The organism is Sporobacter termitidis DSM 10068, from assembly GCF_900130065.1.
Taxonomy (GTDB): domain Bacteria; phylum Bacillota; class Clostridia; order Oscillospirales; family Oscillospiraceae; genus Sporobacter; species Sporobacter termitidis.
On record NZ_FQXV01000006.1, the window covers coordinates 36,374 to 52,220 of the forward strand.

Here is a 15,847-nt window from a genome sequence, read left to right on the forward strand (position 1 = left end):
GCGCGGCAGAATAATGAGCGACTTTAAATACCCGCATCTTTTTGAGCCGATCAAGCTGGCCGGCACGCTGTTCAGGAACCGCCTTTTTGCCTCTCCCACGGGATATCAGGACATCAAGGGCGACGGCGTATTGACGGAAGGCGCCGCGGCGTACTACGAGCGGAAGGCCATGGGGGGCGTGGCCTCGGTGGCCATCTGCGAGGGCATCGTCGACGGCGAGCTGGGCCGGGGCGGTGACTATCACATCTGCCTGGATAATCCGCTGGCGCTCCACTCCCTGGCGCGCGTGGCCCACGCCATCCGCCGGCACGGCGCCGTGGCCTCCCAGGAGCTGCAGCACGCCGGGATGTACGCCAACCGCAGCCTGTCCTTTCTCGGCGCGGCGGCGAAGGGCGTGGCCTACGGTCCCGTTGAATGTGAACTGGACGGCCGTACAATCCTCCCCATGACGGAGGAAATCATTGAACGCACCATCAATAAATTCGCCGACGCCGCCGCCTTTGCCAAACAGTGTGGCTTCGGCATGGTGACGATCCACGCCGGCCACGGCTGGCTCCTGCACCAGTTTCTCTCCCCCGAGCTCAACAGAAGGACGGACAAATGGGGCGGCGGCGCCGTTGAAAACCGCGCCAGGCTCGCCGTGGCCGTCTGCAACGCCATACGAAAAAGAGTCGGCCCCGGCTTCCCCATCGAAATCCGCATCAGCGGCTCGGAGTGTTACGCCGGCGGTTACGATATCGACGAGGGCGTCGCCTTCGCCAAAATGCTGGACGGCCACGTGGACCTGATCCATGTCTCCGCCGGCAGCCATGAGGTGGAGGAGGTCTTTGCCGTCACCCACCCCAGCATGTTCCTGCCGGACGGCTGCAACGTCCCCTTTGCGGCCGAGATCAAAAAGCACGTGGAGACGCCGGTGGCCACTGTCGGCGCGCTGGGGGACGCGGAGCTTATGGAGGAGATCGTGGCCTCCGGGCAGGCGGACGTTGTCGAGATGGCCCGGGCGCTCATCGCCGACCCGGACCTGCCGCTGAAGATCCGTACCGGGCGTACCGGTGAAATCCGTAAATGCATGCGCTGCCTGGCCTGCTTCTCCAGCGAGCTTTCCAACGGACAGGACTACTGCGCCATCAACCCGGAGGCCGGGCGGGACCTGGAGCTGAAGTACGACATCCCCGAGGCCGCCGTTTCCAAAAAAGTCCTGGTGGCGGGCGGCGGCATCGCCGGGATGCAGGCGGCGCTCACCTTAAGAGAGCGCGGGCATGAGGTCATCCTCTGCGAAAAAAGCGGCCGGCTCGGCGGCGCGCTCCGCTGCGAGGAAAGAGTGCCCTTCAAAAAGAAGCTGGACGACTATTTGAACAGCCAGGCCGACGCCGTCGCCAGGGCCGGCGTCGATCTCCGGCTGGGCACCGAGGTCACGCCGGAATACGCCGAAAGCGTCGGCGCGGACGTGATCATTTCCGCCCTCGGCGCCCGTCCGGTGAAGCCGAATATCCCGGGCATCGGCGGCAAGACGGTCCTGTCCGCCGAGGAGACTTACATAAATCCCGAAAAGGCCGGCGCGTCGGTCGCCATCCTGGGCGGCGGCCTTGTGGGCATCGAGCTGGGCATTTATCTGGCGATGCTCGGCAGAAAGGTCACCATTATCGAGATGCTGGACCACATCTCCGACGGCGGCAATTTTCTGCACGTGCTGGGTCTCAAGGCGGAGCTCAGGCGGTATAATATCGACCTGCAGCTGAGCACCAGGGCCACGGAAATCACCGATATCGGCGTCCACTGTGAGTCTGGGGGCGCGGGCAAGTTCTTCTTTGCCGATACGGTGGTCTACGCCGTCGGGCAGCGTCCGCTGCAGGAGGAAGCCTCCGCCCTCCGCTTCTGCGCCCCCGAGTTTTACCAGATCGGCGACTGCGTGACGCCGGCAAACATCATGAACGCCACCGGCACCGCTTTTACCATCGCGCGGGACATCGGGCGGTTCTAACAAAGCCCTGCGAGCGCCGGCGCCTGCATAAACAGCAATACAAACTGCAAAATCTAAAATATATCTGTTGATAAATGGCGCGGCGTGTGATATTATAATTTTAATAATAATTCCTATTATTAAAAATAAACAAATTTTGAAGGGAGTCATCATTATGTTGTGGAAATGCTCAGTCTGCGGTTTTACTCATGAGGGCCCGGAGGCGCCTGACGCCTGCCCGAAGTGCGGCGCGCCGAAGGACAAGTTCGCCGCCCTGTCGGAAGAGGACGCCAAGAAGATTTACGCGTCCGACCGCACCAACGACATCCATATGGAAATCGTTAAGCTGGCCATGAAAATCCAGGCGCTGGCCAAGGAAGGCATCGAGATCAATCTTGATCCCCCGTGCGTGGCCCTGTTCAAGCAGGCCCGCGATGAGGCTTGGGTCATCAAGCAGCGCAGCAAGGCCGAGATCGCCGGCCATATCGGCAAAGGCAAATGGTAAAATAACGCAAAAATACCCCCGCCTTCCGGCGGGGGTATTTTGGTTTTTGCTTGTTTCGGCCGCTGTGGCTTAAGCGTTGTTCTTCTGACCGAGCTTGCTCAGGAAGATGGCCAGGACGATGATGGCGCCCTTGATGACCAGCTGCGGGTAGGAAGCGACGCTCAGGAGATTCATGATGTTGGTGATGAGCGCCAGGATCAGGACGCCGACGATGGTGAACACGACGGTGCCCTTACCGCCTTCCAGCGCGACGCCGCCGATGACGCAGGCGGCCACCGTTGTCAGGGCGTAATCGCTGGTGGAGAGGGCCGGATTGCCCAAAGACATGCGCCCCGCGTTGAAAACGCCCGCCAGTGCCGACAGGCCGCCGCTGATGATGTAAACAAGGAACTTGTACTTCGTCACGTTGATGCCAGCCAGCCGGACGGCGGACTCATTGCTGCCCACCGCCAGGATAAGGCGCCCAAACGGCGTAAAGCGCATGATGAACCAGAAGATCACGATGACAAGAAGCGTGAAATAAACCGGCAGCGGGACGCCGATGGGATCTCTGGCGTTGGCAAACCAGCTCAGCGCGTTGGCCGCGGCGATCTCCGGCTTGAGCTGGATCTGAGCGCCGCCCGTCAGCATATACGCCAGGCCCTGTCCGGCGGACATCATGGCCAGGGTGATGATAAAGGGGGCCATCCGCAGCTTGCCGATCAGAAGGCCGTTGACCGCGCCGATGGCGCAGCCCAGCGCGACGGAAAGGATGATCGCCGGGATCAGCATGGCGGCGTTCGTCTGCCCCCACGCCTGAATCAGGATGGCGCAAAGGACGTTGCCGCAGCCGGCGATGGCGGCCACCGACAGGTCGATGCCGGCCGTCATGATCGTCAGCATGACGCCGAGGGAGATCAGGAAATACGGCACCTGTTGCATCAGGACGTTGAAAATATTCCGCCACGTTAAAAAGTGGCTGGAGATGAGCGACGCGATGACGATCAGGGCGACCAGTATCAGCAGCGCGTTATACTTGATCAGGATATCCTTGACCGACAGCGCTCTTTTCTTTTTGGATATTGTTTTCTCTTTCACGGTGGTTTCCATTACACGTTTACTCCCATCGAATAATTAATGAGGTTCTGCTCTGTCAGTTCGTCCTTTTCGAGCTCACCGGCGATGCTGCCGGCCCGCATTACCATAACCCGGTCACACATACCGATGACTTCCATCATCTCCGAGGAGATCATAATGACGGCGTACTTCTGCGCCACAAGGGAGTTGATGATCTTATAAATTTCGATCTTGGCGCCGACGTCGACGCCGCGGGTCGGTTCGTCCAGGATGAGCACCTTACAGTCCGAGGCCAGGAGCTTGGCGATGGCGACCTTCTGCTGATTGCCGCCCGAAAGGCTGCTCGTGTTGTTTTCAACGGAGCCGACCTTGATGGCGAGCCTCTGTACCATATCCTCGATATAGTCTGTCTCTTTTTTCTTACTTATGACGTTGAACAGGCCGGTAAATGATTTCAGCCGGGTCATCGTGATGTTCTGCCGGATCGGCAGATTTAAAAGCACGCCGTGGGCCTTCCGGTCCTCGGGCAGCATCCCGATACCCTGTTTTACCGCGCTGCGCGGCGATTTGACCTTGATGGCCTTGCCGTTTAAGTAAATTTTTCCCGAATCCAGCGGATCGGCTCCGAAGATCGCCCGCATCGTCTCCGTCCGCCCGGAGCCGACGAGCCCGGAAATACCGAGCACCTCGCCCTCGTGGACTTCAAACGACACGTCTTTCACGGCCCGGCCGCTGGCAATGTTTTCAACCTTAAAAATTGTCTCGCCGATATGCGATTCCCGCGCGGGGAAATAGCTCTCCAGCGTACGGCCGATCATCAGGCTCACGAGCTTTTTCTCGTCAATGCTCGGGGTCTCATACGTGCCGACATAGCAGCCGTCCTTCATGACGGTGATGCGGTCGGACAGCCTGAAAATCTCCTCCAGGCGGTGTGATATGTAGACGATCGCGACGCCCTTGGCCCGGAGATCGTTCAGCAGTTTGAACAGCTGCTCCACCTCGCTGGTGGCCAGAACGGCCGTCGGCTCGTCCAGGATGAGCACCGACGACTCGCGGGCCAGCGCCTTGCAGATTTCCACCACCTGCTGGTGGGCGACGCTGAGCTCCGACACCATTTTATTTACCGGAATATTCCCAAAGCCCAGGCTGTCCAAAACGTCCCGCGCTTTCTGGCGGAGCTTCTTCCAGTTGATCAGCTTTCCCTTTTCGCTGAGCTTGTCGATAAAGATATTTTCCGCCACCGTCAGGCTGCCGATAAGGGCAAACTCCTGGTATATGACGGAGACGCCGTGCTCGATGCCGTCCTTCGGGCAGCCGATATTCGCTTTTTTCCCGTTTATGTAAATCTCGCCGCTGTCCCGGACGTAGGCCCCGGACAGGATCTTCATCAGCGTTGACTTGCCCGCGCCGTTTTCACCGATCAGCGCGTGGATCTCGCCTGACCTGATTTGAAAGCAGACGTCCTGCAACGCCTTGACGCCGCCGAATATCTTGCAGATATTCTGCATGTCCACGTGGTATTGCACGTCGGCCGTCACTTTTATTTCTGCTGTTTCAGCCATATGTTCTCTCCCCTTTTGACCTGCGCCGTTTATTTCTCATTTCTCCTGCGCCCCTCGCTTTGGGACGCGAATACCGATACCTGTGTGTCATAATCATAGCCGCTCGGGCAAGGATAAATCAAGCCTAAAATATTAGCAATAACCGTCCGAAGCTTTCCTCGATGAAATATGTAAACCGAAACGCGCAGGGGGCGCCTGTTCCGGCAGCAGTCGTCGTTAAAACCGGGACTGGCAAGTCCTATAGATCCTTCGACCCATAGGACTTGCCATTATTAATGCGTCTTGCGGGTTTATCAGCCGAGTGTCGTAAACGTGACGTCGGGCAGGGTCGAGAATTCGCTGTCGCTGAGCCACTGATCCGCGTTATCCTTTGTGACGAGGACATTCTGCATAAAGATTTCGCTGGGCATATTTGTCGCGTCAAAGCCGTCGTGGAAGATCTTGTAGACGAGATCGGTGGTCGTTTTGGCCCAGGTGTAGGGACTGGCGAGCGTGAGGCAGAGATACGTGCCGTCCTTGACCATCTGAACGGCTTCCTTCGTGCCATCGCCGACGCTTGCCACCAGAACGTCCGTGCCGACCTTCAGGCCAGCCTGCTGCAGAGCCTTGATGGCACCGAAGCCTTCCTGGTCGTTATCGGTGAAGAACAGGTTGATGTCCGGGTGCGCGGTAACGATATCCTGCGCGGCCTTCATGCCGCCCTCCTGGCTCCAGGCGCCGTCGAGGGAGGCGACAACAGACCAGTTGTAATCCGGATCGGAAAACTTCGCGGTTTTGACAATCTGCTGCTCGAGGTTATAGCCGTAGAGCATCGCGTCTTCCCTTGAGGGGAAGGGCTTGCCCATCTGAATCGCTCTTTCATAGACGAAGCCGCCGATAAAGCCGTTGAGCTTGCTCTCCGCGATCGTGTGACCGATCTGGCCGGGGCTCGTGGCCGCGATGACTTCCTTGTCCTTATACTGGTCCGCGGCATACTTGCCGACCAGGAAGCCCTGCTCGTAATACGTGGTGGCCGCCGTGGTGATCGCGGGAGAATCCGCCTGGAATGGCAGGCCGAGGCCGATGACCGGAACGCCGGCGGCGACGGCGTCCTTGATGGCGGGCGTCTCGGTGTTGACGTCCAGGTCGCAGTCGATGATCACGTCGACCCCCAGCGTCACCATGTTCTGAATGTTGGCAACCTGCTTGTTGAGATCGCCGTCGGAGACCGCAGTGGTCAGCTCAAAGCCGTTCTTCTGGCACTCTTTCGTGATCTCCTCCGTCATGGCGGCAAAGAACGGGGTGCCGTTCGTCCAGGTGACGTAGCCGACCTTGACCTTGTCCTTCTTGTTGTCGGCCTTGATGGCCTTGTCGATGCTGGCGCGGGACTTCTCCTGCGGGCCATAGAGGCCGCTCCAGGGGATCCTGTTGGACATCGTATAGACCTCGGAATTCGGGTCGCCGATCGCGGGGATCTCCGGAGAGGTCGTGGCCGGGGACGACGCCGAGGGCGACGCGGACGGCGTGGCCGACGCGGACGGGGACGCCGATGCCGACGGCTCCGTCTTTGGCGCGCAGCCGTAGAGGAGCGATGCGGACATCACAAGAACGAGAACGATAAGGACTGCCATCTTTAACTTTTTCAACTGTTTTTCCTCCTTAGTTTTTCTATTTGCCGTTTCGACGAAATATTTTACGTATTTTCGGTTTATATTCACCCGCTTTCCAATCTGGCTCACGGATACATATCGACACGTTATCTCCCGCCAAGGCGGAACTCATATATGGAACAAAGCAATAGCCTCAGCCATGGTCCGGACGGCGGGGAAATTCCCCGGCGCGCGGTTTTCTGATAATTATTGCCTCTGGAAGAAAGTTTGCCCTTTGTTTTGCAGAGATATTCAATCCGCGCCGTGAGCTCCGGATTATTATATAGCAAAAATCTCATCTGTCATCAAGAGAATATGGGGGACGTATTGTTGCAAACAGGCCCTAAAATTTTGTGCATTTAGTACATCTGCCGATGATTGCATCGCCGCGCACGGCCCATTTGTGACTTTTTACTATAATAGCACGATGGACGTTCCAAGTCTTTGGCGCACCTTACAATGCGTCGCGCAATCTATCGTGCCAGGTATAAAAAAAATTCGATTTTATTCTTCTTTTTTCGAGCGTATGTTTTTGCTCCGGCATAATTTGTACTTTTGCCATACAATATTTAAATTTTATTATATTATCCTACAATATATATTTTCGACCAGATTATCATTCGCTGCCGCCGCCGCAAAACCGGCACCCGATTAACAGAGGAAAATCAACGGCCTTGGGCGGCAGTTGTCATAAAAGGCAGAAATGCCGGCAGCGAAAATGGCGAAGAACTATTCTGCCCAAATTAACAGGGTCGAATTTTGTAGTATATTACAAAATTCGACAGCCAAAATTGACTTCACCTGCCGGCCATGAGATACTTTAAACATTGGTTGACATATTATCGAGAGAGCGGAGGGAAGACAGTTGCAGATTTCACTGAACATCATCCTCGATGTGCTGGAGTCCTATCGGCAGGAAATTCACGTGTCCTCCGGCAGCAAGCTGTCGTTTTCCCGATGCCTGCCGCTGCCCGACGATACCGGGGACATGGCGGGCGACTGCATCTACGTGGGTGGCCTTGCCAAGGCGCTGGCGCTGCGCGGTGAGGGGGTGGATATCTGCTGCATTTGCCTGCGCGACCGCGTCAAGGACGAGGCGGAGACGGACGCTGCTCTCAACGGCCTGATCATCATCAACGAGAACATCTCGCCCAATGCGCTGCTGATGCTGGTACAGAACAGATTCTTCGCCATTCTCGACTGGATACAGCAGATGCACGAAACGATGATCCACGATGGGTCGATGCAGGACATCGTCGATCTGTGCGCGCCCGTTATTGACAATTACATCGCCGTTTCCGATTCCTCGCTGATGCTGCTGGCCTATTCGAGATTTATCCCCTGTGACGACCCGATCTGCGTCAATCTCGTCAAATACGGCTATCACCCGGAGGAATCCATCCAGAAGTTCAAGGAGTACGACCTTTTCAGAAAGTGGGAAATGGCCGACGGCATCTATATCGACGACACGCGCACGACGGCGAAGTATGTCGCCCTCAATAAGATATTCAAATTCCGCAACGTCTATTTCGCCCACGTGGTGCTCACCTGCAACAGGAAGCCGCTTACGCCCGGCATGATCGACCTCTTTCAGATGTTTCTGGACGCGCTGGCCGTCTACATCGAGCGCGCCTGGGAGGCAAAGAGCGCGTGCAACCACATATACGACACGTTTTTGACGGACCTCATCGAGGGGAATATCTCCAGCAAGAAGGTCATCGAGGAGCGGGCCCAATATGTGGGGATACCGCTGACGGGCCGGTACTGCCTCTTTCAGATCATCTCCAACGACTCGGCCAACATGTCCATCGGCAAGATGCTCATGGAGTTTTCCGATCTGTTCCCGAGATTCCGGTTCATCCGGTACCAGCAGCGCATCGTCGCCATCAACAATTTTTTCCCCCACGACGACCCGGAGGAGCAACTGCAGGCCATCTGCCGGAGCCTCGAGGTCTTTTTGGAGAAATACGACGCGCTCTGCGGCGTCAGCCTCTTTTTCGACGCGCTGGACGAGATTCCCTTCTCCTTCAGGCAGTCGACGCTGGCGCTCAAGTACATCGACCGCCTCGGCAGGGGCGGCACGGGGGGCCGTCTGGTCCTCCAGGACGAAAAGCAGTCCCCGCGGATCAACCACTTTTCCGACAGCTATATCTTCTGCCTCGTGGGCGAATACGAGCCGAACGCGGAGCTGTGGTATCACAGCGATTATCACGCCATGCTCAGAAAGCTGCACGATTACGACGCGCGCCACAAGAGCAACACCGTCCAGATCCTGCAGACATATCTGAGCCTGGAACGCAGCGCAACCGGGACGGGCGCCGCCCTCAACATGCACCGCAACAATGTCCTCTACCACATCAGCCGCATCGAGGAAATGCTCAGCGTCGATTTTGACAGTCCCTCCGTCCGCTTTATGATGCTGATGTCGTTTATCCTGCTGGAGCTCTACGGGTTTAACAACGAATAAATCGGAAGCCGTCGCAATACAGGCGATCGCAGATCGCCCCTACGGGTACCACGCACGTAGGGGCGATCTGTATTCGCCTCGTTCCTTCCCGTGTAGGGGCCGCCGTCCTCGGCGGCCCATTCCCCGTGTGTGCTCTGCATGCGGGCCGCCGAAGACGGCGGCCCCTACACTCTTGTTTAAGAGTCATTCATGCTTCATCAAGTACTAATTTCGTACTTTATATTCGTACTTTATATTCGTACTTTATTATGAGTCTTCCCGCGCTTATTTAAATGTCATTCCCGCGAAGGCGGGAATCCAGGCCCGCGCGAAAGCTGTGGATTCCCGCCTTCGCGGGAATGACATGATTGGGCGGAAATTACATGATTGGGCGGGAATTACATGATTGGGTGGGAATGACATGATTGCGCGAAAATTATATAATTGGGCGAGAATGACAGCATGGTGGGCCTTGCGCCTCGTTGCGGCGGCAATGACACGTACATAATAAACGAGCGCCCGCAGTTTGCGGGCGCTTGTTTATTGTTGAAAATCTTACCCCTGGTAATCCACGGTGACGAGGTTGACGGTGGGGGTCGTCTTCGGGTCGGAGCTGTTGTTGACGACGATAGCGCCGCTGACGAGTTTGTCAAAGAGCGCCTTGTACTGGTCGACGGTGAAGGTCTTCAGCCGCCAGGAGTCGCCCTCTGTCGGCAGGCCGACGTCGCCCTCAGCGGCGCCCAGCGTGGCTGTCTTGCCGGAGAGGTCCGCGGGCCACGCCTTGCTATTGTCATACAGCGCCTTGAGCGACTGCTGGACGGAGACGGCCAGCTCTTTCATGGCGGAGGTGATGATCGTTGTGGAGACGGCAGACTGGTCGACGTCGACGCCGATGACCTTGCCGTTGGCGGCCGCTTCAGCCGCCGCGACGATGCTGTTGTAGATGCCGCCGCCGCAGGAGAAGACGACCTCCGTGCCGCCGGTGTACCAGCCGTCCATCTTGGTACGGATGTCATCCGTGGGACCGAAGCCGCCGGCGTACCAGTAATTGATCTGAACGTCGCCCTTCTTCAGGCCTTTTTCGGCAGCGGCCGCGTCGGCGCCCTGGACGAAGCCATAGCCGTAGCGGATGACGGCCGGGACAGCCATGCCGCCGGCGAAGCCCAGCTTGGTGTAGCCGTCCATGACGGCGGCGTAACCGGCCAGATAACCGGCCTGCTCTTCTTTATACAGGATACAGTGGACGTTGGCGTTGATCTTGATTGCGGTGGCGTCGTCGGCCGGATGGGGCTGGCCGTCGAGCAGAAGGAACTGCACGTCGGGATACTTTGTCTGCACGTCGTAGATGGCTTCCTCAAACAGATAGCCGGGGCAGACAACGACTGTGGCGCCCTTGTCGATGGCGGTGGCGATGGTCTCCTCGCGGGCCGCCGTGGAGTCCTCGGTGGGGCGGTAATACGCGTACGTGATGTTGTTCTCCTCCGCGTATGCCTTCACGCCGTTCCAGGACGCTTCGTTAAAGGACTTGTCGTCGATATTGCCGACGTCCGTGATGAGGGCCAGCTCATAGGTGCCCGACGCGGACGACGGCGAGGCGGACGGCGTTGCGGAAGCGCCGGCGGAGGCGGACGCCGAGGGGGACGGGGCTGTGTTCGACCCGCCGCACGAGGTTGCAATAGTGACAAGGCCGACGACCAGCACTACGGCAAGAAGCACTGAAAAGATTTTTCTCATGTTTTATCCTCCTGAAATTTATTAAATGTGGTTTTGAGACTGCATTTGCGCCACATTTTTACACGGTTCATGCGAGGTTTTCCGGCCCGAAGCCGAGAGGCAGGATATCGCTCAGCCTGTACGCCTTCGGATTTCCGCCGCCGTCCGCCAGGACGACCTCAAACGCGTCGGGCTTTGCGAACTCCATCATCACCTGGCGGCAGACGCCGCAGGGCGCGACAAGCGCGTCCGGCCCGCCGCCCTCTCTCCCGCCGCTGACGGCGATGGCCGTAAAATCTCTCTTTCCGTCCGATACGGCCTTGAAAAACGCGACGCGTTCGGCGCAGACCGTCGGGGAAAACGACGCGTTTTCTATATTGGCGCCGATATACACGGTCCCGTCCGAGCAGAGGAGCGCCGCCCCCACCGCAAAATGGGAATAGGGGCAGTAGGAGGCTTTCCGGGCGTCAACAGCCGCTTTTAAAAGCGCCGCGTGGTCCATGCTCAGCGCGCCTCCCGCGCTTTTAAAATCTTGACGATCCGGCTTGTGCCGAGGCGTCCGCTGCCCAGGCGGATAAATTCCTCGGCGTCCTCCAGCGAGGAAATCCCGCCGGACGCCTTGACCTGCACCTTGGGGCCGATGTTGGCCTTCAGGAGCCTGACATCCGCAAAGGTCGCGCCGCCCGTGGAAAAGCCGGTAGAGGTTTTGATAAAGTCCGCGCCGGTGTCGGTGACGATGCGGCACATCGTTTTTTTCTCGTCTTCCGTGAGTAAGCACGTCTCGATGATCACCTTCAGGACGCGGCCGCCGCAGGCCGCTTTTACCGCCCTGATCTCTCCTTCGACGGCGGCAAGGTCGCCGTCCTTCAACAGGCCGACGTTGATCACCATGTCGATCTCGTCCGCCCCGTTTTTAACGGCGTCCTCGGTCTCAAAGACCTTTGTCGCCGTTGTGGCGTAGCCGTTGGGGAACCCGATGACGGTGCAGACCTTCATGCGGTCCCCGGTATAGTCCTTGGCGCGCCCTACAAACGACGGCGGGATGCAGACGCTGGCGGTCTGATATTTCACTGCGTCGTCGCACAGCTCTTTGATCTGCGCCCAGGTGCTGTCGACACCCAGTACCGTATGGTCAACCTTTGACAGGATTTCTTTAATATCCATAATGAATCTCCAATCGTGCGGATATAAGGCTACCGCTGGCCTTTATCGTAGGGGATGCCTTCTGATTTCGGCGCCCTGGATTTCTTTGAGGTGAAGACGAGAACGACCATCGTCACCACGTACGGCAGCATCTGATAGATATACTGCGAGTTGCTGACACCCGTGAAGTGCGGCAGGAACGCAATGGACGAGGCGTAGGAACCGACGACCTTGAACAGCGAGAAGAACAGGGCGGCTCCCAGAATGTTGAGCGGCTTCCAGTTACCGAAGATCATGACGGCCAGGGCCAAAAAGCCGTAGCCGGCCACCGTGGCGACAAAGCCGCTGCCGGCCGCCACCGTAAATGCCAGGCCGCCGATACCGGCCAGAAAGCCGGAGATCGCCGTGCCGGCGTAGCGCATTTTGTAGACGTTGATGCCCACGGAGTCCGCCGCCGACGGATGCTCGCCGCAGGACCGGAGGCGAAGGCCGAACCTCGTCTTGTAGAGGACGACGATGGCCAGGATGAACAGGACGACGGCCACGATCGTCGTGAGGTAAAAGTTCTTAAAGAGGACGCGGTAGAGAAAGCCGTCGTTTTCCGTGACGACGCGGCCGATGCGGAGCCATTTCGGCAGATTGATCGTCGTCTGCCCCTGGCCCTGGATCGCCCAGGTCAGGATGATGGCGAAGGCCGGCGCGAAGATATTGAGGGCCGTGCCGCCGATGACCTGGTCGGCCTTCAGGTTGATGGCCGCAAACGCCAGCAGCAGCGAAAAGAGGATGCCCACCGCCCCGGCCACGAGAATCGCCAGCAGCATGGCCAGCTGCGGCGCCGACTGGCCCCAGCCGCCCAGGTCCGCGGCCCTTAAAAACAGGCACGCCGCCAGGCCCCCGATGATCATAACGCCTTCCAGCGCGATATTGATGACGCCGCCCCGCTCGGTGAACATGCCGCCCAGCGCCACCAGGAGCAGCGGCACGCCGAACATGATCATGGAGTTAATCAGATCGCCGAGAATGTTCATTGACCGGTCACCTCTCCTTCGCTGTCGCTTTTCGGCAATAGACCGCCGCCGGAGGGCCGGCCGTCGTCCTCATGCTCCTCCGCCGTTTTCAGCCCGCTCCTTCGCAGGAGGGGCCTTGAAATAACGTTCCGCATGAGCAGGGCAAAGGCCGACAGATAGATGATGACGGAGACGATGACCGTGATGTTCTCAACGGCGAATTCCGGCTGCATCGCGTCGCCGCCCACCTGGATATAGGAGATGAACATCCCCGTAAAGATCGTCCCGACGGGGTTGCTGGTGGCCAGGAGCGCCACAGGGATGCCGTTAAAGCCCATCTGCAGGAGGTTTTTATCGATGGTGTACTGCCCCGTGCCCGCCAGATAGTACAGCCCGCCGGCAATGCCGGACAGCGCGCCGGAAATGATCATGGACAGGACGATGTTCCGCCGGGCGTTGATGCCGGCATAAATGCTGGCGTTCCTGTTGTGGCCGCAGGCCTTCAGCTCATAGCCGAAGACCGTCTTGTTCAGAATGATATACATCACGATGGCGAGGATGGCGGCCAGGAAAACGCTGATGTTCATATAATTGGAGTTCAGCACCTTGTCGAGGCCCAAATTGGGGATGATGGCCGACTTGTTGGCCGCGGCGAGGGCCGCCGTCCTGTCGGCGTTGGCCGCGCCGTAGTAGTTTGCCAGCACCGAGGGGATATTGGACAGCACAAGGTTCACCGCAAACAGGCCGATCCAGTTGAACATGATGGAGGTGATGACCTCGTTGACGTTGAAGTACGCCTTGAGAACCCCTGGGAAAGCGCCCCAGACGGCGCCGCCGATCATCGAGGCGATCAGCCCGGCCCACCAGGGCATTTTCAGGACGATGCCACAGATGAGCGCCAGGCACGCGCCGACGGTGTACTGGCCGGAAGCGCCGATATTGAACAGGCCCGTTTTGAACGCGAATCCCACCGACAGCCCCGTCATAATGAGCGGCGCGGCCTGATAAAGCACCTTGGCAAACTTCTCCGGGGCGCTGAATCCCGCCGTCAGCATGCTGACGATGCCGTGGGGCGCCGCCGCCGGTTTCAGAATAAAGAGCAGCGCGCAGCCGAACAGGAGGCCGATGACAATGGAGATGAGCGACGATACGATGCTCAGCGGGCCGGCACCCAGTATTTTTTCCCGAAATCTGCTCATTCTTGCGCCCCCTCTCCCGCCGGCATGCGCCGGGCGCCCGCCATATACAGGCCCAGCTCTTCCACCGTCGTCTTTTTCGGATCGAATTGGCCGACGATCTCGCCCTCGTACATCACCAGGATGCGGTCGGCCATATTCATGACCTCGTCCAGCTCCAGGCTGACCAGCAGCACGGCCTTCCCCGTGTCCCGCTGATGGACGAGCTGCTTGTGGATATATTCGATAGCGCCCACGTCGAGGCCCCGCGTCGGCTGGATGGCCACGAGGAGCTCCGGGTCCTTGTCGATTTCCCGGGCCACGATCGCTTTCTGCTGGTTGCCGCCGGACATGGCGCGCACCACCGTGGCGCCGCCCTGGCCGCTCCGTATGTCGTACTGCCCGATGAGCTTGTCCGCATATGCGCGGACGGCGTCCTTTCTGATAAACCCAAGATTTTCAAATTCCGGCTGCCAGTACCGCTGGAGCACCAGATTCTCCGCCAGTGTGAAATCCAGGACGAGGCCGTGCTTGTGCCGGTCCTCCGGGATATGGCTCATGCCGATCTTGGAGCGGTTTCGCACCGTGGCGTTCGTGATATCGCAGCCCCGCAGCCGGATCTTTCCGGCGCTGGGCTTTTCAAGCCCCGTCAACGCCTGGGAAAATTCGGTCTGGCCGTTGCCGTCGATCCCGGCAAGGCACACGATCTCTCCCGCCCGGACCTTGAAGGACACGTTTTTCACGGCATTGTTCCGGTGCTGCTTCGACGGCACCGTGAGGCCCTCGACCTCCAGGACCACGTCTCCGGGCGAGACGTCTTTTTTCTCGACGGTAAAGCTCACGGGCCGCCCGACCATCATTCGCGAGAGCTCTTCCTTGGTCGTGTCCTTCACGTCCACCGTGCCGACGAGCTTCCCCTTGCGGAGCACGGTGCAGCGGTCGGCCACCTCCATGATCTCCTGCAGCTTGTGGGTGATAAAGAGAATAGACTTGCCCTCGGCGGTGAAGCTCTTCATGATCGCCATGAGCTCGCGGATTTCCTGCGGCGTCAAAACGGCGGTGGGCTCGTCAAAAATCAGGATGTCGTTGTCGCGGTACAGCATCTTCAGTATTTCCACCCGCTGCTGCATGCCGACGGTGATGTCCTCGATCCGGGCGTCCGGGTCGATCATGAGCCCGTACTTCTCGCTGAGGGCGCAAACCTTCGCCCTGGCCTCCTTCGTGCTGAGAAAGCCGAGCTTCGTCGGCTCCATGCCGAGGATGATGTTTTCCAGCACGGTGAAAATCTCAACCAGCTTGAAGTGCTGATGGACCATGCCGATATTCAGCGCGGTGGCGTCGTTGGGATTTCTGATCTGTACCTCTTTGCCGCCCATTTTGATCACGCCCCCGTCCGGCTGGTACAGGCCGAAGAGGACGCTCATCAGCGTCGACTTGCCCGCGCCGTTCTCACCGAGAAGCGCGTGAATCTCACTTTTTCTCAGTTGGAGGGTGATATCGTCGTTGGCCTTTATACCCGGGAATTCCTTGGTGATATTCAGCATTTCTATGACATAGTCCATACAAAGCTCCCCTGCAGGTAATGATTTGCCGCTGTCTCCGCATGCAAATTATTGTCAATATTATACCTATAAATGCGTCAGAAAAGCAAC

The 15,847-nt window shown here is 58.4% G+C and carries 12 protein-coding genes; 3 read left to right on the top strand and 9 right to left on the bottom strand.

The features are described 5' to 3' along the window. Positions 1-13 precede the first annotated feature (13 nt). Together BUB60_RS09605 and BUB60_RS09610 are read left to right on the top strand one after the other, a co-directional pair. On the top strand, positions 14-1,981 hold the full coding sequence (locus BUB60_RS09605; RefSeq protein WP_073078242.1) for an oxidoreductase: 1,968 nt from the start codon (positions 14-16) through the stop codon (positions 1,979-1,981). Positions 1,982-2,135: 154 nt separating this feature from the next. Next, positions 2,136-2,465 carry a rubredoxin-like domain-containing protein gene (locus BUB60_RS09610; RefSeq protein ID WP_073078244.1) on the top strand — a complete coding sequence of 110 codons (330 nt, stop codon included), beginning with the start codon at positions 2,136-2,138 and terminating at the stop codon, positions 2,463-2,465. A 69-nt stretch (positions 2,466-2,534) separates the two neighbouring features. Here BUB60_RS09610 and BUB60_RS09615 read toward each other — a convergent pair whose 3' ends face one another. The 3 genes from BUB60_RS09615 to BUB60_RS09625 all read right to left on the bottom strand — a co-directional run bounded on the left by BUB60_RS09615 (position 2,535) and on the right by BUB60_RS09625 (position 6,708). Continuing rightward, positions 2,535-3,554 carry an ABC transporter permease gene (locus tag BUB60_RS09615; protein ID WP_073078246.1) on the bottom strand — a complete coding sequence of 340 codons (1,020 nt, stop codon included), beginning with the start codon at positions 3,552-3,554 and terminating at the stop codon, positions 2,535-2,537. Continuing rightward, the gene (locus BUB60_RS09620; RefSeq protein WP_073078249.1) at positions 3,554-5,083 is read right to left on the bottom strand and encodes a sugar ABC transporter ATP-binding protein; all 1,530 of its coding nucleotides are present in this window, start codon (positions 5,081-5,083) and stop codon (positions 3,554-3,556) included. Before BUB60_RS09620 ends, BUB60_RS09615 begins: the two co-directional genes overlap by 1 nt. A gap of 293 nt (positions 5,084-5,376) precedes the next feature. Continuing rightward, positions 5,377-6,708, bottom strand: coding sequence for a sugar ABC transporter substrate-binding protein (locus tag BUB60_RS09625; protein ID WP_073078252.1), 1,332 nt, complete (start codon positions 6,706-6,708; stop codon positions 5,377-5,379). A gap of 868 nt (positions 6,709-7,576) precedes the next feature. Here BUB60_RS09625 and BUB60_RS09630 point away from each other — a divergent pair. Next, positions 7,577-9,178 carry a PucR family transcriptional regulator gene (locus tag BUB60_RS09630; protein WP_073078254.1) on the top strand — a complete coding sequence of 534 codons (1,602 nt, stop codon included), beginning with the start codon at positions 7,577-7,579 and terminating at the stop codon, positions 9,176-9,178. 534 nt (positions 9,179-9,712) lie between these two features. On the opposite strand, the gene BUB60_RS09635 is transcribed toward BUB60_RS09630, so the two are convergent. The 6 genes from BUB60_RS09635 to BUB60_RS09660 all read right to left on the bottom strand — a co-directional run bounded on the left by BUB60_RS09635 (position 9,713) and on the right by BUB60_RS09660 (position 15,757). Then, positions 9,713-10,891, bottom strand: coding sequence for a BMP family lipoprotein (locus tag BUB60_RS09635; protein ID WP_073078257.1), 1,179 nt, complete (start codon positions 10,889-10,891; stop codon positions 9,713-9,715). 67 nt (positions 10,892-10,958) lie between these two features. Beyond that, positions 10,959-11,372, bottom strand: a complete 414-nt coding sequence (cdd, locus tag BUB60_RS09640; protein WP_073078259.1) for a cytidine deaminase — start codon at positions 11,370-11,372, stop codon at positions 10,959-10,961. A gap of 2 nt (positions 11,373-11,374) precedes the next feature. Further along, complete coding sequence (gene deoC, locus BUB60_RS09645; RefSeq protein WP_073078261.1) at positions 11,375-12,034, bottom strand: deoxyribose-phosphate aldolase; 660 nt, start codon at positions 12,032-12,034, stop codon at positions 11,375-11,377. 29 nt (positions 12,035-12,063) lie between these two features. Further along, positions 12,064-13,041 carry an ABC transporter permease gene (locus BUB60_RS09650; RefSeq protein ID WP_073078263.1) on the bottom strand — a complete coding sequence of 326 codons (978 nt, stop codon included), beginning with the start codon at positions 13,039-13,041 and terminating at the stop codon, positions 12,064-12,066. Next, positions 13,038-14,219: an ABC transporter permease gene (locus BUB60_RS09655; RefSeq protein ID WP_073078265.1), complete on the bottom strand. Its 1,182-nt coding sequence runs from the start codon at positions 14,217-14,219 to the stop codon at positions 13,038-13,040. Before BUB60_RS09655 ends, BUB60_RS09650 begins: the two co-directional genes overlap by 4 nt. Then, the gene (locus tag BUB60_RS09660; protein WP_073078267.1) at positions 14,216-15,757 is read right to left on the bottom strand and encodes an ABC transporter ATP-binding protein; all 1,542 of its coding nucleotides are present in this window, start codon (positions 15,755-15,757) and stop codon (positions 14,216-14,218) included. Before BUB60_RS09660 ends, BUB60_RS09655 begins: the two co-directional genes overlap by 4 nt. Positions 15,758-15,847: the final 90 nt, after the last annotated feature.

Excerpts from the sequence above, each read along its gene's own strand:
- BUB60_RS09615 (WP_073078246.1), bottom strand. The coding sequence starts at position 3,554 with ATGGAAACCACCGTGAAAGAGAAAACAATATCCAAAAAGAAAAGAGCG.
- BUB60_RS09605 (WP_073078242.1), top strand. The coding sequence starts at position 14 with ATGAGCGACTTTAAATACCCGCATCTTTTTGAGCCGATCAAGCTGGCC.
- BUB60_RS09610 (WP_073078244.1), top strand. The coding sequence starts at position 2,136 with ATGTTGTGGAAATGCTCAGTCTGCGGTTTTACTCATGAGGGCCCGGAG.
- deoC (WP_073078261.1), bottom strand. The coding sequence starts at position 12,034 with ATGGATATTAAAGAAATCCTGTCAAAGGTTGACCATACGGTACTGGGT.
- cdd (WP_073078259.1), bottom strand. The coding sequence starts at position 11,372 with ATGGACCACGCGGCGCTTTTAAAAGCGGCTGTTGACGCCCGGAAAGCC.
- BUB60_RS09635 (WP_073078257.1), bottom strand. The coding sequence starts at position 10,891 with ATGAGAAAAATCTTTTCAGTGCTTCTTGCCGTAGTGCTGGTCGTCGGC.
- BUB60_RS09660 (WP_073078267.1), bottom strand. The coding sequence starts at position 15,757 with ATGGACTATGTCATAGAAATGCTGAATATCACCAAGGAATTCCCGGGT.
- BUB60_RS09655 (WP_073078265.1), bottom strand. The coding sequence starts at position 14,219 with ATGAGCAGATTTCGGGAAAAAATACTGGGTGCCGGCCCGCTGAGCATC.
- BUB60_RS09620 (WP_073078249.1), bottom strand. The coding sequence starts at position 5,083 with ATGGCTGAAACAGCAGAAATAAAAGTGACGGCCGACGTGCAATACCAC.
- BUB60_RS09650 (WP_073078263.1), bottom strand. The coding sequence starts at position 13,041 with ATGAACATTCTCGGCGATCTGATTAACTCCATGATCATGTTCGGCGTG.